22 protein-coding genes are annotated in these 22,299 nt (G+C 71.1%); 9 read left to right on the plus strand and 13 right to left on the minus strand.

Going from position 1 to position 22,299, the window contains the following annotated elements:
* Positions 1 to 54 precede the first annotated feature (54 nt).
* The 3 genes from PJ985_RS09185 to PJ985_RS09195 all read right to left on the minus strand — a co-directional run bounded on the left by PJ985_RS09185 (position 55) and on the right by PJ985_RS09195 (position 3,253).
* Positions 55 to 1,068, minus strand: coding sequence for a zinc-dependent alcohol dehydrogenase (locus PJ985_RS09185; RefSeq protein WP_271683110.1), 1,014 nt, complete (start codon positions 1,066 to 1,068; stop codon positions 55 to 57).
* Positions 1,065 to 2,237 carry a mandelate racemase/muconate lactonizing enzyme family protein gene (locus tag PJ985_RS09190; protein WP_271683111.1) on the minus strand — a complete coding sequence of 391 codons (1,173 nt, stop codon included), beginning with the start codon at positions 2,235 to 2,237 and terminating at the stop codon, positions 1,065 to 1,067. Before PJ985_RS09190 ends, PJ985_RS09185 begins: the two co-directional genes overlap by 4 nt.
* Before the next feature lie 155 nt (positions 2,238 to 2,392).
* A complete protein-coding gene (locus PJ985_RS09195; RefSeq protein ID WP_271683112.1) occupies positions 2,393 to 3,253 on the minus strand; it encodes a GDSL-type esterase/lipase family protein in 861 nt (286 codons plus the stop codon).
* Between the two features lie 248 nt (positions 3,254 to 3,501).
* Here PJ985_RS09195 and PJ985_RS09200 point away from each other — a divergent pair, with 248 nt between their 5' ends.
* A complete protein-coding gene (locus PJ985_RS09200; protein ID WP_271683113.1) occupies positions 3,502 to 3,996 on the plus strand; it encodes a DUF3145 domain-containing protein in 495 nt (164 codons plus the stop codon).
* 99 nt (positions 3,997 to 4,095) lie between these two features.
* Here PJ985_RS09200 and fabF read toward each other — a convergent pair whose 3' ends face one another.
* From fabF to PJ985_RS09225, 5 genes are all read right to left on the minus strand, one after another.
* On the minus strand, positions 4,096 to 5,358 hold the full coding sequence (gene fabF / locus PJ985_RS09205; protein WP_271683114.1) for a beta-ketoacyl-ACP synthase II: 1,263 nt from the start codon (positions 5,356 to 5,358) through the stop codon (positions 4,096 to 4,098).
* 87 nt (positions 5,359 to 5,445) lie between these two features.
* The gene (locus tag PJ985_RS09210; protein ID WP_271683115.1) at positions 5,446 to 5,694 is read right to left on the minus strand and encodes an acyl carrier protein; all 249 of its coding nucleotides are present in this window, start codon (positions 5,692 to 5,694) and stop codon (positions 5,446 to 5,448) included.
* Positions 5,695 to 5,776: 82 nt separating this feature from the next.
* Entirely contained in the window at positions 5,777 to 6,781 is a 1,005-nt protein-coding gene (locus tag PJ985_RS09215) for a ketoacyl-ACP synthase III (protein WP_271683116.1), read from the minus strand.
* 38 nt (positions 6,782 to 6,819) lie between these two features.
* Positions 6,820 to 7,782: an ACP S-malonyltransferase gene (locus PJ985_RS09220; RefSeq protein WP_271683251.1), complete on the minus strand. Its 963-nt coding sequence runs from the start codon at positions 7,780 to 7,782 to the stop codon at positions 6,820 to 6,822.
* A 100-nt stretch (positions 7,783 to 7,882) separates the two neighbouring features.
* The gene (locus PJ985_RS09225) at positions 7,883 to 9,079 is read right to left on the minus strand and encodes a PucR family transcriptional regulator (protein WP_443033443.1); all 1,197 of its coding nucleotides are present in this window, start codon (positions 9,077 to 9,079) and stop codon (positions 7,883 to 7,885) included.
* Between the two features lie 51 nt (positions 9,080 to 9,130).
* Here PJ985_RS09225 and PJ985_RS09230 point away from each other — a divergent pair, with 51 nt between their 5' ends.
* The gene (locus PJ985_RS09230; RefSeq protein ID WP_271683118.1) at positions 9,131 to 9,808 is read left to right on the plus strand and encodes a pirin family protein; all 678 of its coding nucleotides are present in this window, start codon (positions 9,131 to 9,133) and stop codon (positions 9,806 to 9,808) included.
* 63 nt (positions 9,809 to 9,871) lie between these two features.
* On the opposite strand, the gene PJ985_RS09235 is transcribed toward PJ985_RS09230, so the two are convergent.
* Positions 9,872 to 10,690, minus strand: a complete 819-nt coding sequence (locus PJ985_RS09235; RefSeq protein ID WP_271683119.1) for a serine hydrolase domain-containing protein — start codon at positions 10,688 to 10,690, stop codon at positions 9,872 to 9,874.
* Between the two features lie 80 nt (positions 10,691 to 10,770).
* Between PJ985_RS09235 and PJ985_RS09240 the strand changes: the two genes are divergently transcribed.
* Positions 10,771 to 11,232, plus strand: a complete 462-nt coding sequence (locus tag PJ985_RS09240; protein WP_271683120.1) for a MerR family transcriptional regulator — start codon at positions 10,771 to 10,773, stop codon at positions 11,230 to 11,232.
* Positions 11,233 to 11,486: 254 nt separating this feature from the next.
* Positions 11,487 to 11,780, plus strand: a complete 294-nt coding sequence (locus PJ985_RS09245) for a hypothetical protein (protein WP_271683121.1) — start codon at positions 11,487 to 11,489, stop codon at positions 11,778 to 11,780.
* Between the two features lie 60 nt (positions 11,781 to 11,840).
* On the opposite strand, the gene PJ985_RS09250 is transcribed toward PJ985_RS09245, so the two are convergent.
* From PJ985_RS09250 to aceE, 4 genes are all read right to left on the minus strand, one after another.
* A complete protein-coding gene (locus tag PJ985_RS09250; RefSeq protein ID WP_271683122.1) occupies positions 11,841 to 12,728 on the minus strand; it encodes a DUF4429 domain-containing protein in 888 nt (295 codons plus the stop codon).
* Complete coding sequence (locus PJ985_RS09255; protein ID WP_271683123.1) at positions 12,721 to 14,013, minus strand: alpha/beta hydrolase; 1,293 nt, start codon at positions 14,011 to 14,013, stop codon at positions 12,721 to 12,723. The genes PJ985_RS09250 and PJ985_RS09255 overlap by 8 nt, the downstream gene beginning before the upstream one ends.
* A 56-nt stretch (positions 14,014 to 14,069) precedes the next feature.
* Positions 14,070 to 14,894 (minus strand): ion channel, encoded by an 825-nt coding sequence (locus PJ985_RS09260; RefSeq protein ID WP_271683252.1) that lies wholly within the window; start codon positions 14,892 to 14,894, stop codon positions 14,070 to 14,072.
* Positions 14,895 to 15,133: 239 nt separating this feature from the next.
* Positions 15,134 to 17,866, minus strand: coding sequence for a pyruvate dehydrogenase (acetyl-transferring), homodimeric type (aceE, locus tag PJ985_RS09265; protein ID WP_271683124.1), 2,733 nt, complete (start codon positions 17,864 to 17,866; stop codon positions 15,134 to 15,136).
* Between the two features lie 444 nt (positions 17,867 to 18,310).
* On the opposite strand from aceE, the gene PJ985_RS09270 reads away from it, so the two are divergent.
* The 5 genes from PJ985_RS09270 (at position 18,311) to PJ985_RS09290 (ending at position 22,188) form a co-directional block, all read left to right on the plus strand.
* Positions 18,311 to 18,745, plus strand: a complete 435-nt coding sequence (locus PJ985_RS09270) for a DUF3052 domain-containing protein (protein WP_271683125.1) — start codon at positions 18,311 to 18,313, stop codon at positions 18,743 to 18,745.
* Positions 18,746 to 18,904: 159 nt separating this feature from the next.
* The gene (locus tag PJ985_RS09275; RefSeq protein ID WP_271683126.1) at positions 18,905 to 19,369 is read left to right on the plus strand and encodes a peroxiredoxin; all 465 of its coding nucleotides are present in this window, start codon (positions 18,905 to 18,907) and stop codon (positions 19,367 to 19,369) included.
* A gap of 112 nt (positions 19,370 to 19,481) precedes the next feature.
* The gene (locus PJ985_RS09280; protein ID WP_271683127.1) at positions 19,482 to 20,066 is read left to right on the plus strand and encodes a TerD family protein; all 585 of its coding nucleotides are present in this window, start codon (positions 19,482 to 19,484) and stop codon (positions 20,064 to 20,066) included.
* Positions 20,067 to 20,183: 117 nt separating this feature from the next.
* The gene (locus tag PJ985_RS09285; RefSeq protein WP_271683128.1) at positions 20,184 to 21,329 is read left to right on the plus strand and encodes a DUF475 domain-containing protein; all 1,146 of its coding nucleotides are present in this window, start codon (positions 20,184 to 20,186) and stop codon (positions 21,327 to 21,329) included.
* A 100-nt stretch (positions 21,330 to 21,429) separates the two neighbouring features.
* The gene (locus PJ985_RS09290) at positions 21,430 to 22,188 is read left to right on the plus strand and encodes a Tellurium resistance (RefSeq protein ID WP_271683129.1); all 759 of its coding nucleotides are present in this window, start codon (positions 21,430 to 21,432) and stop codon (positions 22,186 to 22,188) included.
* Positions 22,189 to 22,299: the final 111 nt, after the last annotated feature.

A 22,299-nucleotide genomic window follows, 5' to 3' on the forward strand; every position in this document is an offset into this window, starting at 1 on the left:
GGGTGTGCGGAGAGCGGACGGGCCGCGGAGCCCGTGCCGCCCCCGGGGGACGCCTCACGGGAGGAGGAGGACTTTGCCCACGTCCGGGTCCCCGCTGCCGACCAGGCCGACGGCTTCCGGGAAGGACTCGAGCGGGAGGCGGTGGGTGATCAGCGGGGCGGGGCGCAGCACTCCGGCGTGGAAGGCCTGTACGGCGTACGTCCAGGCGGCGGACGGTGCTCCGAAGACCCCGGAGACGGTGAGGGCGCCGGTCACCAGCGCGGCGGGGTCGATGCCGTGGGCGGGTGGGCCGGGGATGCCGGTGAGGACCACCCGGCCGCCGCGCCGGGCCAGCAGGCAGGACTCCCGGGCGGTTCCCGGGGCCCCGGCGGTCTCGAGCACCAGGTCGTAGCGGCCGTGCAGGGCGGGGGTCTGCCCGGGGGCGCAGTGCCGGGTGGCGCCCATCGCGAGGGCCTGCCGGGCCGGGCGTTCGCGCGGGTCGACGACCAGCAGTTCGGCGGGGGAGGAGGCGGCGAGCAGCTGGACCGCGAGCAGGCCCAGGGTGCCGGCACCCACCACGGCTGCCCGCTCCCCGGGCCGGGGTGCGGCGGTGAGCACGGCCGCGGCGCTGACCGCGGCCGGCTCCAGCAGGGCCGCCGCGGTCAGGTCGACGTCACGGTTGAGCGGGTGCAGCAGCCGGGCGGGTACCACCAGCCGGTCGGCGAAGGCCCCCGGGAGGGTGAAGCCGGTCTCTTCGTAGCCCGCGCCGCACAGGCTGGTTTCCCCGACCCGGCAGCGGGCGCAGACCTGGCAGTTGCGGAAGCCCTCGGCGACCGTCCGGCGGCCCACCAGGGTGTCGTCCACCCCGGCGCCGACCGCGTCCACTGTTCCCGACCACTCGTGGCCGGGGACGACCGGGTAGCGCACGTACTCGGCGGGCCGGTTGCCGTCGTAGAGCTCCCGGTCGCTGCCGCAGATCCCCGCCGCGTGCACGGTGACCCGCACCTCGCCCGGCCCGGGCACGGGGGCTGGTGCGGTGACGAGCCGGTGCCGGCCGGGGCCGTCCACCACGACGGCGCGTGCGGTCACCGTCTGCCTCCGGTGGTGCCTTCCCGTTTGTGCCAGTCCTCGGCCCACAGGTCGAACCCGGCTTGCTGCTGCGGGAAGCCGGCCGCCGCCTCGGTGTCGAGCTCCACACCCAGGCCCGGGGCGTCCGGCAGGGTGAAGTAGCCGTCCACCACCTCGGGGGCGCCTTTGACGACGGTTTTGATCTCCGCGTCGGCGAAGTCGTTGAAGTGCTCGAGGATCTTGAAGTTGGGGGTGCAGGCGGCGAGCTGCAGGGTGGCCGCGGTCAGTACCGAGCCGCCGACGTTGTGCGGGGCGACCAGGACGTAGTGCGTCTCGGCGGTCGCCGCCAGTTTGCGCATCTCGCCGAGGCCGCCGATGTGGCCGAGGTCGGGCTGGATGATGTCGGCGGCCTGCGACTCGAAGAGCTCGCGGAATTCGATGCGGTCGTGGATGCGTTCGCCGGTGGCGATCGGCAGCGAGGTCCGCTCCGCGACCTTGGCCAGTGCCTTCAGGTTCTCCGGGGGCACCGGCTCCTCCAGCCAGGCCGGCTGGAAGCGCTCCAGCTCGCGCGCCAGCCGGATGGCGGTGGCGGGGCTGAACCGCCCGTGCATCTCCAGCAGCAGCTCGCACTCCGGGCCGATGGCGTCCCGGACGGCTTCGACGAGGGAGAGCGAGTGGACGGTCTCGGTGTGGTCCAGCTCGTACCGGCCGGTGCCGAAGGGGTCGAGCTTCAGGGCCCGGTAGCCGCGCTCGACGACGGTCCGGGCCGCCCGGTGGAACGCCTCCGGGGTGCGCTCGACGGTGTACCAGCCGTTCGCGTAGGCCTTGACCCGGTTGTCCGACATGTCGGCCCGGCCGCCCAGCAGCTGCCAGACCGGGACGCCCAGCGCTTTGCCCTTGATGTCCCAGCAGGCCTGCTCCACGCAGGCGATGCCGGACATCACGATCTCCCCGGCCCGCCCGTAGTCGCCGTACTTCATGCGGCGCACCAGATCCTCGGCCGCGAACGGGTCGGAACCGGTGATGTGGTTCACCGCGGCTTCGCGCAGATACCCCAGCAGTGCGTCGGTGCGACCCAGCATGCGGGTCTCACCGACGCCCGTGAGTCCCTCGTCCGTGTGTACTTCGACGTAGGTCAGGTTGCGCCACGGGGTGCCCACGACATGCGTGCTGATACCGGTGATGCGCACGGGATCCGGCCCTTCCGCCGACGAGCGCGGCGTTGTTCGAAATTTCGTCACTCGTTCGAAATGCTGACGGCAAGGTAATGAGGAGAGCCCCGTGCTGTCAATGGCCGCACGCCCCCGGCCGCCCGCGCCGGGGTGCCCGGCGCGGGCGGTCCCGCTTAGTCCCGGGTGATCTCCTGATGGGCGAGGCCGGCCAGAATGCGCTGGCCCTCGCGGCTGGGATGGAACCAGTCCCACTCGCTCAGCTCCCCGGCCGAGAAGGGATACCCGAAGACCGCGCCGTCGTCGTACCGGCACAGCGGGTCCTCGCCGCAGACCTCCGCCAGTACGGCGTTGTAGCTCTGCACCCGCTCCCGTACCGTCTCGCGCCGCTCGATCGCCTCCGGGGTGTCGGCCAGCGGGTTGCGCAGCATCGACTGGCAGATCCCGAACTGCCACACCTGCCGGGCCTCCGGGTGTTCCCGGCCCACCTCCCACAACTGCATCAGGTCGGGCACGCTGGCCACGTAGACCTGGCTGTCCGGCAGGGAGCTGCGGATGACCTGCAGGGCTTCGGTGAAGTCCGCCCGGAAGTCCTCGGTTTCGGTCATCGCCTCTTTCTCGCGAGTGCAGGCGTCGTTGGCGCCGATGAGTACGGTCACCAGCTCCGGCCGGTAGGTGACGGCCCGCTGTGCCTGGCCCGGGAGGTCGGCGATCTTCGAGCCGGACACCGCCTCGTTCCAGGCGGACTCGGCCGGCAGCAGCTGGGCCAGGCTCGGCACCGTGCTGTCGCTGCCGGTCGCCCAGGAGGTCTCCGGGCAGTCGGACAAGACCTCACAGGCGTGGAACGCGGTGGTGAGGGAGTCGCCGATGGCGGCGATCGAGGACGGACTGGTGTTCCACTCGGGCCCGGCCGGGGACGCGTGCTCACCACGCTCCGGTGCGTCCGGGCTGTCCGTCAGGGCGCAGGCGCTCAGTGCCGCGACGCAGGCGAGCAGAAGGGCGAGGGTACGGGCGGGGATACGGCGGCTGGCCGTCATTCAGCTCCCTGAAGGTATGGCTGGGTGACGCGCGGGGCTGAGGGCCGCGGTCGCGCGGTAGCTTGGTCCTGGCAGGTGCGGTGCGGGAGGTCCGCGAGACAAGCGTAAGAGATTGCCGCGTGTCACACGCTGTCCAGTTCGGCAGCTTTGGCAACTTTGGCATGTTTGTCGGACTTGCCAGAATGTGGACGTAATGGTGTTTACTGCTCGTACGCCCGGGTGCTGGTACGGAAGGCTGTGAGTCCCCGATGACGACACGTGGTGTCCTGTATGTGCACTCCGCGCCCCGCGCGCTGTGCCAGCACATCGAGTGGGCCGTGGCGGGAGTCCTGGGGATGCGCGTCAGCCTGGACTGGATCAAGCAGCCCGCCTCCCCGGGCACCTGGCGCGCGGAACTCTCCTGGCAGGGTGCGGAAGGCACCGCTGCCGAGCTGGCCTCCGCGCTCTGCGGCTGGCAGCTGCTGCGCTTCGAGGTGACCTCGGAACCCAGCCCGGCAGCAGAGGGCGAGCGGTACAGCTGCACCCCGCGACTCGGGATCTACCACGCCGTCACCGGCATGCACGGGGACATCATGATCCCCGAGGACCGGCTGCGGGCAGCCACCGCACGGGCCTCCCGCGGGGAGAGCGAGCTGGAGGCCGAGATCGCCGGACTCCTGGGAAAACCCTGGGACGACGAGCTGGAGCCCTTCCGCTACGCCGGAGAAGGCGCCCCCGTCCGCTGGCTGCACCAGGTGGTCTGACGCCGGACCGTCCCGGCACCCCGCACCGGCGCACGTGCCGAAGCGGCCGCACCCCGCGGGGTGCGGCCGCTTCGCGCCGTCCGGGAAGGCCGGGCGGCGTCAGACGGTACGGAAGGCGAGCACGACGTTGTGGCCGCCGAAGCCGAACGAGTTGTTGATCGCCGCGATCGTGCCCGAGGGCAGCTCGCGCGCCTCGCCGCGGACGATGTCGGCGTCCACCTCCGGGTCGAGGTCGGTCACATTGAGGGTCGGAGGCGCCGTGCGGTGGTGCAGCGCCAGCACGGTGGCGACCGTCTCGATGCCGCCCGCGCCGCCGAGCAGATGACCGGTCATCGACTTGGTGCCGGACACCGCCACCCGGTCGAGCGCGTCGCCGAGCACCCGGCGCAGTGCCTTGATCTCCGCGATGTCGCCCTGCGGGGTCGAGGTCGCGTGCGCGTTGAGGTGCGTCAGCTGCTCCGGCTTGAGGTCGGTGCTGTCCAGCAGGTTCTGCATGGCAGCCGCGACACCGCGCCCGCTCGGCTCCGGCTGGGCGATGTGGTGACTGTCCGCGGACAGCCCCTGACCGAGGAACTCGCAGTACACCCGGGCACCGCGCCCCGCGGCATGCTCCGCGGACTCCAGGACGACGATGCCCGCCCCCTCACCGAGGACGAAACCGTCACGGCCGGTGTCGTAGGGCCGCGAGGCCCCCTCGGGGTCCTCGTTGTTCTTGGACATCGCCATCATGTTGGCGAAGGCGGCGATCGGCAGGGGATGCACCGCCGCCTCCGTTCCGCCGGCGATCACCACGTCGGCCCGGCCGGTGCGGATCATTTCGGCGGCGTAGCCGACGGCCTCCGCGCCCGAGGCACAGGCACTGACCGGAGTGTGCACACCGGCCCTGGCGCCGACCTCCAGTCCGACATTGGCCGCCGGGCTGTTGGGCATCAGCATCGGCACGGTGTGCGGGGAGACCCGGCGGGATCCCTTCTCCTTCAGCACGTCGTACTGGCCGAGCAGGGTGGTCACGCCGCCGATGCCGGAGGCGATGACCGCCCCGAGCCGTGACGGGTCCAAGTCGCTGTGCTCGTCCGCCTTGCCGGTGTACCCGGCGTCCGCCCAGGCCTCCCGGGCGGCGATCAGAGCGAACTGCGCCGAACGGTCCAGCCTGCGGGCCAGGGGCCGCGGCAGCACCTCGGAGGGATCCACCGCCGCGAGGGCGGCGATGCGGACCGGCAGGTCGGCTGCCCAGTCCTGCTCAAGCTTCCGGACACCGGACTTTCCGGCGACGAGGGCGTCCCAGGTCGATGCGCTGTCGCCACCCAGCGGTGTGGTTGCGCCGATACCGGTGACGACCACCGTTCGATGGGTCGTGTTCACTGGAATGATTGCTCCGCTAGTCGAGGTTGGTGAATCTCGCCACCCCGCGGGTGGCGACTGCGCGTCATGAGTGAGCGGCCGATCGGCTCAGCCCTGGTGCTCGGTGATGTAGGTCACCGCGTCGCCGACGGTCTTGAGGCCCTTGACGTCGTCGTCCGGGATCTTCACGCCGAAGCGCTCCTCGGCCGCGACCACGACCTCGACCATGGACAGCGAGTCCACGTCCAGGTCGTCGGTGAACGACTTCTCCATCGTGACCTCCTCGGCGGGAATGCCCGCGATCTCGTTCACGATGTCGGCGAGACCGGTGACGATCTCTTCCTGGGTGGCAGCCATTGCGGCGCTCCTTCTATGTGCTGCGGTGAATACCGCGTCGGTGTGTGACAGGCCCGGCAGCGCCGGACCATGGAGATCTTGCTTATGGGAGGGTAACGACCGTCGCGGCGTACACGAGTCCCGCCCCGAAGCCGATGACAAGTGCGGTGTCACCGCTCTTCGCCTGCCCGGTCTCCAGCATCCGCTCCATGGCGAGCGGAATGGAGGCGGCCGAGGTGTTGCCGGTGGTTTCGACGTCCCGGGCCACCGCGACATGCTCCGGCAGCTTGAGAGTCTTCACCATCGAGTCGATGATCCGCATGTTGGCCTGGTGCGGAATGAAGACATCCAGGTCGTCCGTGGTGATGCCGGCGGCCTCGAGCGCCTGCGCGGCGACCTTCGACATCTCGAAAACGGCCCAGCGGAAGACCGTCTGGCCCTCCTGGCGGAGTGCCGGGAAGCGCTCCACCGCCCCCTCACGATAAGCGTCCCACGGGACGGTCTGGGCGATGGTCTCGGCCTTGTCGCCCTCGGAGCCCCACACCGTCGGACCCATCGCCGGCTCGGTGGACGGGCCGAGGACCACCGCGCCGGCCCCGTCACCGAACAGAAAGGCCGTCGAACGGTCTTCCCGATCGGTCAGATCGGACAGTCGCTCGACGCCCACCACCAGGACGTAGTCGGCGCTGCCCTCGACAATCATGCCCTTGGCGATGGCGAGCCCGTAGCCGAAGCCGGCGCAGGCCGCGGAGATGTCGAAGGCGGCAGGACGGCCGGCCCCCAGCCGATGAGCGATCTCGGTGGCGATCGAGGGAGTCTGCCGGAAGTGCGAGACGGTCGAGATCACCACGGCGCCCAGCTGCTCGGCGCCGACACCCGCGGAGGCGAGCGCCTTACCGGCCGCGGCCAAGGACATCTCGGCGACCGTCTCCTCGTCGTTGGCCCAGTGCCGGGTCGCGATACCCGACCGGGACCGGATCCATTCGTCGGAGGAGTCGATGTGCTTGAGGATCTCGTCGTTCGCGACCACCCGCGCCGGACGGTAACCGCCGACTCCGAGAATCCGTGCGTACGGAGCGCCCTTGCTGACCTTGAGTGTGGCGGACATGCTTCTCGTCGCTCCTCTTCGCTGCTTCGCTTCGCGGCTTATTCGGCGGAACGCCGGCCGGGTGCGTGCTCGGCGATGAGCTCGCGGGCGGCGGCCAGATTGTCCGGGGTCTTGACGGCCAAGGCCTGCACGCCCTTCAGGCTGCGCTTGGCCAAGCCGGTGAGGGTGCCGCCCGGGCACACCTCGATCAGTGCGGTGGCACCGAGCCGCTGGAAGGTTTCCATGCACAGGTCCCAGCGGACCGGGTTCGAGACCTGTTTCACCAGCCGGTGCACGACCTCCTTGCCCTCGCTCACCACCGCGCCGTCGGCGTTGGACACATAGCGGACCACGGGGTCGGCGACGCTGAGATCCCGGGCCGCGGACTCCATGGCAGCCACCGCCGGCGCCATGTGCCGGGTGTGGAAGGCACCGGCCACTTTCACCGGGATGACCCGCGCCTTCTCCGGCTTGTCGGCGCTGAGCGCGGCCAGCTGCTCGACGGTGCCGGCGGCGACGATCTGGCCGCCGCCGTTGATGTTGGCCGGGGTGAGGCCCAGCCGCTCCAGGTGTGCGGTGACGGTCTCCTGGTCGCCGCCCAGGACAGCGGACATCCCGGTCTCGGTGACCGCGGCGGCCTCGGCCATCGCCAGCCCGCGCCGGCGGACCAGCACCATCGCCTCCTGGGCGGACAGCACCCCGGCGACGACAGCCGCGGCCAGCTCTCCGACGCTGTGCCCAGCGGTCGCGCCGAGCGCCCCGCGCTCGTCGTTGCCCCCGGTGGCCTCGAAGTCACCGAGAAGCGCCTCGGCGGACAGCAGCGCGGACGCCACCAGCAAGGGCTGGGCCACCGAGGTGTCACGGATCGCGTCGGCGTCCGCCTCGGTGCCGTAGTGGAGGAGGTCGAGTCCGATGGCATCCGACCAGGAACGCAGCCGGTCGGCGGCGCCGGGGAGGTCGAGCCACGGGGTCAGGAAGCCGGGTGTCTGTGCACCCTGGCCGGGAGCGACGAGTACGAGCACCCTCACACTCTCTCCCGGCGGCCCGGGTTCCCGCCGGTGGGGAGCGGGACGAAGTTGGGTCGAGGGAATTGTTGCTCTCCCACAAAGACCGCCCTCGGCGCTACGGCCGCGGCTCCCCGTCCGCCAGACGCCCCAGCATGAGCGCGACGCGCAACGTGAACGCCGAGCGCACATCGGAAGGCGACCAGCCGGTGACGTCCGTCACACGTCGCAGCCGGTAGCGCACGGTGTTGGGGTGCACGAACAGCATCCGGGCCGCGCCTTCCAGGCTGCTCGCCTGCTCCAGATAGACACTCAGAGTCTCCAGCAGCGCGGAGCCGGCCCGCTCCAGCGGTCTGTAGATCTCCTCCACCAGCAGGCCGCGGGCGGCCGGGTCGCCGGCCATCGCCCGCTCCGGCAGCAGATCGTCCGCGAGCACCGGCCGGGGCGCGTCCGGCCACGCCGAACAGGCCCGCAGTCCCGCCGAGGCGGCCTGCGCCGACCGGGTGGCCGCCAGCAGATCCCCGACCACCGGACCGGCCACCACCGGCCCCGCGGCGAACGGGCCGATCAGGGACTTGGCGGTGCGCAGCGGATCGTCGCTGCCACCGGCGATCACCACCAGGCGCTTGCCCAGCACCCCCGTGAGCACCTGCAGCTTGGCGTACCGGGCGGCCCGGCGGATGGCCTCCACCGTCAGCTCGCTGTCCCCGTTGGGTGCGCTGCCCAGCACCACCGTGACGTGTTCCGGGGCGCTCCAGCCGAGTGCGGCTGCCCGGGAGACGTCGCCCTCGTCGGCCTCGCCGGAGACGACCGCGTTGACGACCAGCGACTCCAGGCGGGCGTCCCAAGCCCCGCGGGCCTCCGCGGCCTGGGCGTAGACCTGGGCAGTGGCGAAGGCGATCTCCCGGGCGTAGACGAGCAGAGCGTTGCGCAGCGACATCTCCCCGCCGGGGGCGGCGATCTCGTCGACCGCGGTCTCCACCACCTCGATGGTGGTGCGCACCATCTCCACGGTCTGCCGCAGGGTGATGGCCCGGGTGAGCTCCCTCGGCGCGGTTCCGAAGACATCGGTGCTGATTGCCTGCGGCTTCTCCGGGTGCCGGAACCACTCGGTGAAAGCGGCGATACCGGCCTGGGCGACCAGACCGATCCAGGAACGGTTCTCCGGCGGCATCGCCCGGTACCAGGGCAGTTGCTGGTCCATCCGCGCGATGGCGGCGGCGGCCAGCTTCCCGGAGGACTGCTCGAGGCGCCGCACGGTGGCGGAGTGCGAGGGGGTCTCTTCTGCGTCGGACACGGTGACAGCCTGCCTCATCCCCGGACGGTCCAGTGCCGCCGGGGGCGCAGGATGGCTACGGTGGGCCTCATGCTTCAGGTCCAGCGAGCCTCCGAGCGTTACCGGGGCGGCGATCCGGCAGCCGGGATCGACACTCGGCACGCCTTCTCCTTCGCCGGCTTCTACGACCCGGGGAATCTGCGCTTCGGGCCGCTCACCGCCTGCAACGAGGAGCGGCTCGCGCCGGGTGCCGGCTTCGGGCCGCACCCGCACCGGGACCTGGAGATCGTGACCTGGGTGATCGAGGGCGAGCTGACGCACGAGGCCGCTGACGGCCGCCGTACGATCCTGGAACCGGGGGACGTCCAGCGCCTGACGGCCGGCTCCGGCACCCGGCACGCGGAGCGCAACACGGGCCGGACCCCGCTCCGCTTCGTCCAGATGTGGCTGGTGCCCGGGGTGCCCGGCGGGGAGCCGGAGTACGAGGTGGTCCGGGGGATAGCGGACGGGACGCCGTACGCACTGCCCCGCACCGAGGCGGTGCTGCACGTGCGGCGGCTGCGCGCGGGCGGGCGCACCGCGCTGCCGCCGGCACCCCTGGTCTACCTGCACGTGGTGCGGGGTACGGTGCGGCTGGTGGCGGAGCAGCTGACCGCGGGTGACGCGGCGCGTCTCACGGCCGTCCCCGAAGGGGAGGTCACGGCGGTGGCGGGACCAGCTGAAGTCCTGGTGTGGGAGCTGTCCGACGCTCCCGGCCCGGAGCGCTGAAACCCGGGCGCCGGCAGGACCGATCGGCCCGGGAGGGTGTGCGCGACGGAGGTCGGCCCTGGCTCAGTCCCGGTCCAGCTCGGCGAGGACCGCGTCGGTGAACGGCGGCCACACCAGGCCCGCCCAGGGGCCGAAGTCGCGGTCGGTGAGGGCCACGCACGCCGCCTCGGCGTCCGGGTCCACCCACAGGAAGGTGCCGGACTGGCCGAAGTGCCCGAAGGTGCGCGGCGAGGAGCCGGTGCCGGTCCAGTGCGGGGACTTGTGGCCGCGGATCTCGAAGCCGAGGCCCCAGTCGTTGGGCTTCTGGTGCCCGAAGCCGGGCAGTACCCCGTTGACACCGGGGAAGGTCACCGCGGTCGCCTCCGTCAGCGTCTGACGGGCCAGCAGCCGCGGGGCCTGCAGTTCGGCCGCGAAGCGGGCCAGGTCGTCCGCGGTGGATACGCCGTCCTTGGCGGGGGAGCCGTCCAGCGCGGTGTCCGTCATGCCGAGCGGCTCCAGCACGGCCTGCCGCAGATATTCCGGGAAGGGGATGCCGGCGGCCTTGGTGACAAGGTCGCCCAGCAACTCGAAACCGGAGTTGCTGTACAGCCGCCGGGTACCCGGCTCGGCCATGGTCCGGTGCTCGTCGAAGGCCAGCCCGGAGGTGTGGGCGAGCAGATGCCGCACGGTCGCCCCCGGCGGGCCGACCGGCTCGTCCAGTTCGATGGCCCCCTCCTCGACCGCCACCAGCACCGCGTAGGCGGCGAGCGGCTTGGTCACCGAGGCGAGCGGAAAGCGCCTGCCGGTCGGCCCGTGGCTGCCCGCCACCGTGCCGTCCGCGAGCACCGCGACCGCAGCTGCCGTCGGTACCGGCCATTCCTCGATCATCGCCAGACTCTGCATGCCACCGAGCCTAACGCGGCCGGAAAACGTGCCGGATACGGCTTGCTTGGAGTGCACTCCAAGCCCTTAGCGTTCGGGACATGACGGTGACGGACCCCACGACGACTCAGGCCCCGGTGGACCGGTGCGCGACCGGACAGGCCGCGCATCCACGGCCCGACGGGCAGGACCGCTACACGATCAGCGAGGTGGCCGCGCTGACCGGCCTCAGCGCGCACACTCTGCGCTGGTACGAGCGGATCGGCCTGATGCCGGACATCGACCGCTCGCACACCGGGCAGCGGCGCTTCACCAACCGGGATCTCGACTGGCTCTCCCTGGTGGGCAAGCTGCGGCTGACCGGCATGGCGGTGGCCGACATGGTCCGCTATGCCGAGCTGGTCCGGGCGGGCGAGCACACCTACGAGGAACGCCGGCAGTTGCTGCTCGACACCCGCGAAGGGGTCCGGCAGCGGATCGCCGAGCTCCAGGACACCCTCGACGTGCTCGATCGCAAGATCGACTTCTACGCCGATTCCCGGCGGGCGCCGGGGCGCCCCTGAGAGCCGTGCGTCTCCGGGAGTCCGAGCGGCACGTGACGCATTTCACCGGGGGCGGGGCGCCGGGGCGGGCCGGGCGCAGCAGGGGCGCGCACGGCGGGGGAGTGGCCGAGTGGCCTGCCCGTGGCATACGATCCGCACGCCGCCGCCCTGCGCGGACGGGGGCCCGAAGGGGCAGGATCATGATGTGTTCGCAGTGTCAGACAGGCCGGGCGTGGGACGCCCAGGGCCGCTGTCAGCCGTGCTCCATCGGCAACGTGAACCTGGGGCCGGCCGGGTCGGTGCCGGCGCCGGTGCGCAAGGCCGGCAACCGTCCGGCGGTGGTGACGCCGATGCCGGTCCGGGAGCGTCCCAAGCCGTGCTCGCAGTGCTGCATCGGGGTGGCCTGGGACGAGCAGGGCCGCTGCCGTCCCTGCTCCACCGCCGGCGTGATGCTCGGGCCGGCCGAGCCGGAACCCGAGCGGCCCGCGCCTGATGACGGTGCGCAAGGCGAGCCCGGGGACGGCTGGTGGGGCCAGCTGTCCCGGCGGAAGCGCAAGCCCCGGGACTGACGCCGCCGGCCGGATCGCCACTGCCGCCCCGGCCGGCCGCTCCGCGGTACCGGAGCACGGTCAGAGCTCGGCCAGCAGTTCGCGCTTCTTCTCGGTGAACTCGTCGCGGGTGAGCAGCCCGGCGGTGTGCAGGTCGCCCAGGTGCCGGATGCGTTCCGCGATATCGGCCGGATCCGCGCGGGCGTCGCGCACGCTGTCCGGGTGCGGGAAGCAGGGGTCCTCCTCGGACGCCTGCACGGCCTCCAGGACACTCGCGGCCAGTGGCAGCGACTCGTGCACCAGCCCGTATCCGAGCCCGAAGACGACCGCGGCGGGATTCTGGTCGGCCGGCTCGCCGGAGTCGCTCTCCTCGGGTTTGCCGTCCGGGCCGCGGCGGATCAGCCGCAGATGCCCGTCGGCGGCCTCCGGGGAACGCCAGTCCACTCCGGCGAGCTCACTGACCGCGAACGACTGGTCGCCGGCTTTCCACTTGGCGGAGGAGGCCCCGGTCCAGAACCAGCGGAACGAGACCACCTTGCCGTCGAAGCTGACCTTGCCGTCGAAAGCCTTGAAGTGCAGCGGAGCGGTGGGGGCCGGGACCATGAAGTACCCGGCGTCCAGGTCGGCGTCGCGGCCCAGGGCCGACTGCAGCTCGGTGGCGTAGTAGGCGGCGAGGGCCTCCCGCTCGGCCGGCAGCACCAGCCGGTAGGGGTCGACGGCCTCCCGCAGCTGTCCCCCGGCCGCGTCCAGCAGTGGATCGGCGCCCGGCCGCGGAACGGCGCGCAGTGCCACGGTGCCCCGGCGTGGGCCGGGGGTCAGTTCGACGGAGCTCAACGCCTCGTAGGGTATGCGGCGCTCACCCAGCACGTGGAAGAGCTTCGGCGTGCGTATACCCCGTTCGAAGCGGATGAGCACGGCGTCGGTGTCGAACTCCCAGGAGGAGTGGATTCCGGCCAGCACATCACCCATGCGAGTCATCGTATGCGCCGACGCTGACGTGTGTACGGCGCTCTGCAGGGATGTGCCGGGTATTCCACACCGAGCGCCCCATCGGCCCCTCCGGAGCGCAGTACGCCATGTCCGCGTCCCACCGCAGCGCGTCAAGGTCCCCGACGCCGATCCGGGCGAAGTTGCGCAGGCTGTCACTGCCCGGCACGAAGTAGCCCGCGTGGCCGCCCGTGGGGCCGGCCCCGAGCCGCCTGGCACCGAACGACGGGTGCACCGGGTCGATGCCGTGGCCGAGCGGCCCGACGGCCAGATGCGGCAGGTCACCGACCCAGTCGTTCCCGGCCCGGGCCGCCCACACCCGGGCGTCCGTGCCCAGCTCCCCGGCGTGCGAGACCCGCATGCCCGGGCTGCCCGACACCGCTATGTCGGTGACCCGGCCGGGGAGCCGCTCGGCGGAGAGACCGCACACCACGGAGCCGTAGGAGTGACAGAAAAGCGCCACGGTGGATTCGCCCGGAAGTCCCCGGACCGTGTCGGCGAGCCGCTCCGCGCCCTCCTTGGCGAGGTCCCCGGTGGCGGCCGCCACCCCGACCCCGCGCGGGCTGGTGTAGTCGGCCCAGGCGATCACCGCGGTGTTCCCCGCGGTGCGCGTCGCCTGCTGCTCCTCGTGCAGTGCCTCGGCCATCCCCGAGGGGGCCCGGTACTTCAGACGGGTGCGCTCGAAGGTCAGCAGGTCGGTGTCCACTCCGGGGACCACGACGGAGATCCGCCGCGCGAGGTCCAGGTCGCCGAAGACTTCGGCGGCCCGGCCCCGGCCGTGCGGGTCGAAGGCAAGGATCTGCCGGTCATCGCGCAGCAGCGAGTCGAAGCGGTGCATCCGGCGGCCCGCCTCGTGCTGGCCGGCGGGGGAGAGCCGCTCGTCCCGCATCCGCTCCCGCTCCTGCGCGCGGGCCCGGAGCAGGGCGTGCCGGTTCGCCGCGTACCGCACCTCGGCCGGCGCCCCGTCGAGGTTGCCGACGACCAGCGGGAACCGCTCGGCGAGCAGCAGCTGTTTGCGGTGACCGAGAGTGCCGAAGAATTGGGCGATCTCCTGGGGCGGGGCGTCGGCGTCGGCGAGCGGGACGCCCGCGAGCGCGTGCCGCTGCCAGCCCTGCAGCTCAGCGGTCCAGGTGCCCGGCGCCGGACTCTCGGTGCGGGTGATCCAGCCCGAGGTGGCCAGCACGGCCAGGACCACTGCCAGGGGCAGCAGCATCCGCCGGGCAGCGGTGAGGAGGGAGGCCGAGCGAGCCGAACGGTGATTTCGCACTATTCACGCATGATAAGCACGCCGGGTGGTGATTGGCTCCGGCTGTCCGCCGCTGTTCAGCTGCCGGCCGGCCCGGCGGCCCCCGGCCCGCTGCCGGGGGAGCCGGCCTCCGCGGGGTCTCGCGGTGCGCCCGGGCGCCCCGGAGCCGCTACCGGGGCGGGGGAGTCCGGGCCGCTGCCGCCGGCGGACAACCCGGCGACCTGCGCCCGCAGCGCCCGCACCTCGGCCGTCAGCTCGGTGAGGGCGGCCGAGCGCTCCTGGGCGCGGGACGCGTCCTCCTCGAAGCGGGAGATGAACCAGGCCGCGATGTTGGCGGTGACCACACCGAGCAGGGCGATACCGGACAGCATCAGGGCAACGGCCAGCAGCCGGCCGAGGCCGGTGGTCGGCGCGGTGTCGCCGTAGCCCACGGTGGTCATGGTGGTGAAGGCCCACCAGACGGCGTCCCCGAGGCTGTGGATGTTGGACTCCGGGATGTCGCGCTCGACCTCGAGCACAGCCAGCGAGCCGAACATCAGCAGCCCGGCGCAGCATCCGGCGACGTAGCTGGTCAGCTGCATCTGGGAGGCCATCCGGGCGCGCTGTCCGGCCAGCATGAGGGCGGACACCAGTCGCAGCAGCCGCAGGGGCTGCAGCAGCGGAAGCGCGACGGCGGCCAGCGCGAAGGGGTGGGTGCGCACGAACAGTCTGCGGTTCTCCGCCAGCCACAGCCGGGCCGCGTAGTCCACCGCGAAAGCCGCCCACACCGCCCATTCGGTCAGCCGGCAGACCTGGCGGAGCAGCGGGTCGGCGTCGCTCATCACGATGGGCACCGCGTAGGCGACACCGAACAGGACGGCCAGCAGCAGCAGAGGGCTCTCGGTGCGCCGCTCCCAGCGCATTCTGCGAGTGTCGTCCCGTCCGCCCGGCAGCAGGCGGTCCCCGGGGCCTGTGGGGGCGTCGGTGGCGCTCCCCCGGGTGCCGGGGGCGGTCCGCTCAGTCATACCGGCACCCTAGTGCCGCGCCACCGGAAGCCCTGCCGTGGGAGGCGGGGCCGCCACGGGCTGTGCCCCGGCCCCCCGCAGCGTGCGGGGGCGCCGGGGCACAGCACTGCGGCGGGACGGCATGGCCGTCCCGCGGCTCAGGCGTCGCCGCCCGCGGGGCCGGGGTCGGCAGCCGTCACGTCGAGCAGCCGGTACCGGTCGATCGCCTGCTTCAGCACCGACCGGTCCACCTTGCCGTCCTTGGCGAGCTCGGTGAGCACGCCGAGCACGATGGACTCGGCGTCGATGTGGAAGAAGCGGCGGGCCGCTCCCCGGGTGTCGGCGAAGCCGAACCCGTCGGTGCCCAGCGACTGGTAGGTGCCGGGCACCCAGCGGGAGATCTGGTCGGGCACGGAGCGCATCCAGTCGGAGACGGCGAGGACCGGGCCCTGGGCGTCCCGCAGCTTGCGCGTCACGAAGGGCACCTGCTGCTCCTCCTCCGGGTGCAGCAGGTTGTGCTCCTCCACCGAGACCGCCTCGCGCCGCAGCTCGTTCCAGGAGGTCGCCGACCAGACGTCGGCCCGGACGTCCCATTCCTCGGCGAGGAGCCGCTGGGCCTCCAAAGCCCACGGCACGGCGACCCCGGAGGCGAGGATCTGCGCGGGGACGGAACCCTGCTCGCCCTGCCGGTAGCGGTGCAGCCCTTTGAGGATGCCCTCGATGTCTGCGTTCTCCGGCTCGGCCGGGTGCTTGATCGGCTCGTTGTAGACGGTCAGGTAGTAGAAGACGTTCTCGGCGTTCTCGCCGTACATCCGCCGCAGACCGTCCCGCACGATGTGCGCGATCTCGAAGCCGTAGGCCGGGTCGTAGGCGACGCAGGCCGGGTTGGTGGAGGCGAGCAGCTGGGAGTGACCGTCCGCGTGCTGCAGGCCCTCACCGGTCAGCGTGGTGCGGCCGGCCGTCGCGCCCAGGACGAAGCCGCGCGCCAGCTGGTCGGCCATCTGCCAGAACTGGTCGCCGGTGCGCTGGAACCCGAACATCGAATAGAACACGTAGATCGGGATCAGCGGCTCGCCGTGCGTGGCGTAGGAGGAGCCCGCGGCGATCAGCGACGCGGTGCAGCCCGCCTCGGTGATGCCGTCGTGCAGCATCTGGCCGGTGGGCGACTCCTTGTAGGAGAGCAGCAGCTCCCGGTCCACGGACTCGTAGACCTGGCCCAGCGGGTTGTAGATCTTGGCCGAGGGAAAGAACGAGTCCATGCCGAAGGTGCGGTACTCGTCGGGCGCGATCGGCACGAAGCGCTTGCCGATCTCCTTGTCCCGCATCAGGTCCTTCAGCAGCCGGACGAACGCCATCGTGGTGGCGATCTCCTGCTGCCCGGACCCCTTCCGGACAGCCGCGTACGCCTTGTCGCCCGGCAGCTGGAGCGGCTTGGACCGGTCCACCCGGGTCGGTACGTAGCCGCCCAGCTGCTTCCGCCGGTCGTGCATGTACTGGATCTCCGCGGAGTCGGGCCCCGGGTGGTAGTACGGCGGGGCGCCGCTCTCCAGGTCCTTGTCCGGAATCGGCAGGTGCAGCCGGTCACGGAAGCCCTTGAGGTCCTCGGCGGTCAGCTTCTTCATCTGGTGGGTCGCGTTACGGCCCTCGAAGTTCGGCCCGAGCGTCCAGCCCTTGACGGTCTGCGCGAGGATGACCGTCGGCTGCCCCTTGTGCTCCTTGGCCGCCTTGTAGGCCGCGTACACCTTGCGGTGGTCGTGGCCGCCCCGGCCCAGATGGAGGATCTGGTCGTCGGTCATGTTCTCGACCATCGTGCGCAGCCGCTGGTCGCTGCCGAAGAAGTGGTCCCGGATGTACGCGCCGGTCTCGGTGGCGTACGTCTGGAACTGCCCGTCCGGCGTGGTGTTGAGCTTGTTGACCAGCACGCCGTCCCGGTCCTGTGCGAGCAGCGGGTCCCAGGAGCGGTCCCAGACCAGCTTGATCACGTTCCAGCCGGCGCCGCGGAAGGCGGACTCCAGTTCCTGGATGATCTTGCCGTTGCCCCGCACCGGGCCGTCGAGCCGCTGCAGGTTGCAGTTGACGACGAAGGTGAGGTTGTCGAGCCCTTCGCGGGCCGCGATGGACAGCTGGCCCAGCGACTCCGGCTCGTCCATCTCGCCGTCGCCGAGGAACGCCCACACGTGCGACTTGGAGGTGTCCGCGATGCCGCGCGCCTGCGTGTAGCGGTTCATCCGGGCCTGGTAGATCGCGCCCAGCGGGCCGAGGCCCATCGAGACGGTCGGGAACTCCCAGAAGTCCGGCATCAGCCGCGGGTGCGGATAGCTGGACAGGCCGTTGGGCGCCTTGGACTTCTCCTGCCGGAAGCCGTCCAGCTGGGGCTCGCTGAGCCGGTCCAGGAGGAAGGCGCGGGCGTAGATGCCCGGCGAGGCGTGTCCCTGGAAGAAGATCTGGTCGCCGCCGTCGCCCTCGTCCTTGCCCCGGAAGAAGTGGTTGAAGCCCACGTCGTAGAGCGAGGCGGAGGAAGCGAAGGTCGCGATGTGCCCGCCCACCCCGATGCCCGGGCGCTGCGCGCGCGAGACCATTACGGCGGCGTTCCAGCGGGTGGCGTTGAGGATCTTGCGCTCGACCTCCTCGTCACCGGGGAAGAACGGCTCGTCCTTGGTCGCGATGGTGTTGACGTAGTCGCTGCTGCGCATCTCCGGGACCGCGACCCGCTTCTCGCGGGCCCGCTCGATCAGGCGGAGCATGAGGTAGCGGGCGCGTTCACGCCCGCGCTCGTCGACTGCGGCGTCGAGCGAGTCGAGCCATTCCCGGGTCTCCTCGGGATCGAAATCCGGGACCTGACTGGGAAGGCCGCCAATGATGATCGGGTTGCGATCGGATCCGGAAGCCACGCTGTTCCTTCACTGTGAGGGGTCATGCTCTCTGGTGTCGCGCCACCCTCCATCGTGTACCTCAGGAAGCGAAACGTCATCTCTACCGGGCGGTAATACCCGCCTGGTGAGACGGCCGTGTCCGTGGCGGCGCGGCAGCCGGGTGGCAGGGCCCGGGGTCCGGGCCGACCGGCAAGCGTACGCCCACCCGGTTCCGGCGCGAGGGGGCCGGTGGGTGCGCCGGTCACCGGCCCCGGATCGCCGTTCGGGTTGAGAGCGGGCTCCCGGAGGAGCAGAATGTGGCACAGATCACGTGACCGGGTGCCTTGTGGGCCGCAAAGTCAATGTTTGTGCGGGCTCGGGCTTCCGGTACTTGCGTGATCCGCTCAGCCCGTGTGGACTACGGCTCAAGCTCGCGTTCCCGCGGGCGCACCCTATTCTTCAACCCACGACAGGAGGCCATCCGTGAGCGCGACCGCGGACCACGCGGAGGAGCGGACCAACCCGGCCGTAAGGCTGGGTTTCCAGCCCGGGCAGGTGGTCCAGGAGCTCGGATACGGTGAGGACACCGAGCAGGAGCTCCGCGACGGGATCGAGGCCCTCACGGGCCAGCAGCTCGTTGACGAGGATTATGACGACCTCGCCGATGCCGTCGTGATGTGGTTCCGAGAGGATGACGGCGATCTGACCGACGCGCTGGTGGATGCCACGACGATGATCGACCCGGGGGCACCGGTCTGGCTGCTGACGCCGAAGACCGGCCGGGACGGTTACGTCGAGCCGAGCGAGATCGGCGAGGCGGCGAAGACCGCCGGCCTGGCGCAGACCAAGAGCATCAACGCAGGCAAGGACTGGTCGGGCAGCCGGCTGGTCACTCCGAAGACGGCGGGCAAGAAGTAACGTCCCCGCATCTCACCGGCCCCCGGCGGCAGCAGCGCCGCCGGGGGCCGCGGCGTACTCTGGAGCGTGGTGCCCCGGGGTGCGGGCCGGGACCCGGCTCCTCAGGGGCCGCGCGAACACCTGCGGCGAGACGACGACAGATGAGAGGGCAGCTCTTCCATGGTGATCGAGCCCGGCACCGAGGCCCCCGATTTCACGCTCCGGAACCAGCACGGCGAGGCAGTCACCCTCAGCGAGTTCCGCGGTGCCAAGAACGTGGTTCTGGTGTTCTACCCATACGCCTTCACGGGTGTCTGCACCGCAGAACTGTGTGCGCTCCGTGACGAGCTGCCCACCTTCGCCAATGAGGACGTGCAGCTGCTGACCGTTTCCACCGACTCGCGGTTCTCGCTGCGGGTCTGGGCCGATCAGGAGCAGCTGGACTACCCGCTGCTCTCCGATTTCTGGCCGCACGGTGAAGTGGCGCGCTCCTACGGGGTTTTCGACGAGGAGAAGGGCTGCCCGGTGCGCGGCACCTTCATCATCGACCGGGACGGTGTGGTGCGCTGGACCGTGGTCAACGGGCTCGCCGACGCCCGCGACCTGACCGAGTACGCCAAGGCGCTGCGGACGCTGGACGCCTGACCGGTACGCCGGCCCGGGAACATCGCCCCCTCCCGCCTCGTTCTCCCGGTGGTGCAGCGCAATGGCATATTGGGGCCCGTCCGAAGCCCCTCAAGGAACTTCTGGAGGACCCGTGGGAGTCAGCCTCAGCAAAGGCGGCAACATCTCGCTGACGAAGGAGGCCCCGAACCTGACCGCCGTCACCGTGGGCCTCGGGTGGGAGGCCCGTGCCACCACCGGCGCGGACTTCGACCTGGACGCGAGTGCGCTGCTGACCAACGCCCAGGGCAAGGTCATCAGCGACCAGCACTTCATCTTCTTCAACAACCTGAAGAGCCCCGACGGCTCCGTGGAGCACATGGGAGACGAGCTGGTCGGCGGAGCCGGTGGTGACGACGAGGACGAGGAGGAGATCAAGGTCTCCCTGTCCACGATGTCACCCGAGGTCGACAAGGTCGTCTTTCCGGTGTCCATCTACGACGCGGAGGCCCGGCAGCAGAACTTCGGCCAGGTCCGCAACGCGTACATCCGCATCATCAACCAGGCGGACGGCAACGAGCTGGCCCGCTACGATCTCAGCGAGGACGCCTCGTCCGAGACCGCCATGGTCTTCGGTGAGCTCTACCGCAACGGCGCGGAGTGGAAGTTCCGCGCCATCGGCCAGGGATACGCCTCCGGTCTGCGCGGTATCGCGCTGGACTTCGGCGTGAACGTCTGAACGTCTGACCATCCGCAGCCACGGCGTCGTGTTCTCCCCTCACCCCGAGTGAGGAGGAGCAGCGCGGCGCCGGTGGTGTGAGTGCGCGATCACCCGCGCTGGAGACAGGAACGCTCCGTGATTCTCAAGACCTTCGGCTGGTCCTTCGCCGTCACCGGCGTCGGGCTTGCTGCTGCCTACTACTTCTGGGGCTGGCAGGGCTTCGCCGTCGTGGCGATCCTCTCGGTGCTGGAGATCTCGCTCTCCTTCGACAACGCGGTGGTCAACGCCGGAATCCTGAAGAAGATGAACGCCTTCTGGCAGAAGATCTTCCTCACCATCGGCATTCTCATCGCGGTCTTCGGCATGCGCCTGGTCTTCCCCGTCGCGATCGTGGCGATCACCGCGGGGGTCGGCCCGATCGAGGCGGTCCGGCTGGCCCTGGACGAGCCGGACACCTACACCGAGATGGTCACCGACGCCCACCCGTCCATCGCGGCCTTCGGCGGCATGTTCCTGCTGATGATCTTCCTGACCTTCATATTCCAGGAGCGGCACATCCAGTGGCTCGCCTGGCTGGAGCGGCCCCTGGCCAGGCTCGGCAAGATCGACTCCTTCGCGGTCGGCGTCGCGCTCACCGCGCTGCTGCTCACCGCCACCACCATCGCCGGGCAGGCGTACCAGCACGGCGGCACCCACGCGGACAAGACCGACACGGTACTGCTCGCCGGACTGGCCGGACTGCTCACCTACCTGTTCGTCGGCGGGCTCTCCGGGTTCTTCGAGAAGCGGATCGAGGAGGACGACGAGCGTGACGCCGAGGCGGAGGAGGCCGCGCGGCGCGCCGGCCGGCAGCCCACCGCCGTCGGTCTGGCGGGCAAGGCCGCCTTCTTCCTGTTCCTGTATCTCGAAGTGCTGGACGCGTCCTTCTCCTTCGACGGGGTCATCGGGGCCTTCGCCATCACCAACCACATCTTCTGGATGGCGCTGGGGCTCGGTATCGGTGCCATGTACGTCCGGTCCCTGACCATCTACCTGGTCCGGGAGGGCACGCTCGACGAGTACCGCTACCTGGAGCACGGCGCGCACTACGCGATCGGCGCCCTCGCCATCATGCTGCTGGTCAGCATCCGCTGGCACCTGCCGGAGGTCGTCACCGGCCTCTTCGGGGTCGGTCTGATCGCCGCCGCGTTCTGGTCATCGGTGCGGCACAACCGGGCGGAGCTCAAGCAGGAGGATTCCGGAGGCACCGCGGACAAGCCCGCCGTGCCCACCGGGGTGTGAACACGGGGCGAATGCGGAAGTCTACGTAGCGGGGCGGGCCGGAGCGCCCGCCCCGCCGGAGCGGTCGGTGTTCCGGGATGTGCGGGAGGGGTTGGGCGGCATGGCGTCCCTGTGGGACAACTGGAGGCGCAGCAGGGCGCCGGTACGGAAGTTCGACACCATCGGCGGTTCGTCCAGCTACGCGGTGGAGCTCACCAAGCGGGCTCCGCAGCTCTCGCTGACCAAGGAGGGCGCCTCCACGGGCACCATGCGGATCAACCTCGCCTGGCGGCTCCGCAGCAACGAGATGGGGGCGGGCAGCCACCGGCGGCTGAACGCGTGGCGGCACCCGCTGCAACTGCTGAAGCCGGCCGAGGTGACCGCCCACACGCAGGGCCTCGTCGATGTGGACTTCGACCTGGCCTGCCTCTACGAACTCGCGGACGGCACCAAGGGTGTGGTGCAGCCGCTCGGCGGCCTCACCGGGGACTTCAACTCCCCGCCGCACATCAAGCTCAGCGGCGACGACCGCTTCGGCACGTCCTCCGGCGAGACGATATACGTCAACCTCGACCACGCCGAGACCTTCAAGCGGCTCCTCGTCTTCGTCTACATCTACGAGGGGACCCCGGCCTTCGCGCGGGCGGACGTGGTCGTCACCCTGATCGCCAGTAACGGCGAGCACATCGAGATCGGCCTGACCGACCCCTTCCCGCAGGCCCGCTCCTGCGCGGTGGTGATGATCGAGCACGAGAAGGGTGAGCTGATCGCCCGCCGTGAGGTGAAGTACGTCTACGGGTTCCAGTCCGAGATCGACCGGCTCTACGGCTGGGGCCTGTCCTGGGGGCGCGGTTACAAGCCCAGCAGGCTGCGCAGTTAGGCCGGGGAGACGGCGGGGACCGGGGTGGCCGGAAAGCCGACATGCCGGGGCCGCGCCGCCTTCATCACGCCGCAACACGCTCGCCCGTACGATAATCCGCTGGGACCGCGC

The organism is Streptomyces sp. ACA25 (genome assembly GCF_028200735.1).
GTDB lineage: Bacteria > Actinomycetota > Actinomycetes > Streptomycetales > Streptomycetaceae > Streptomyces.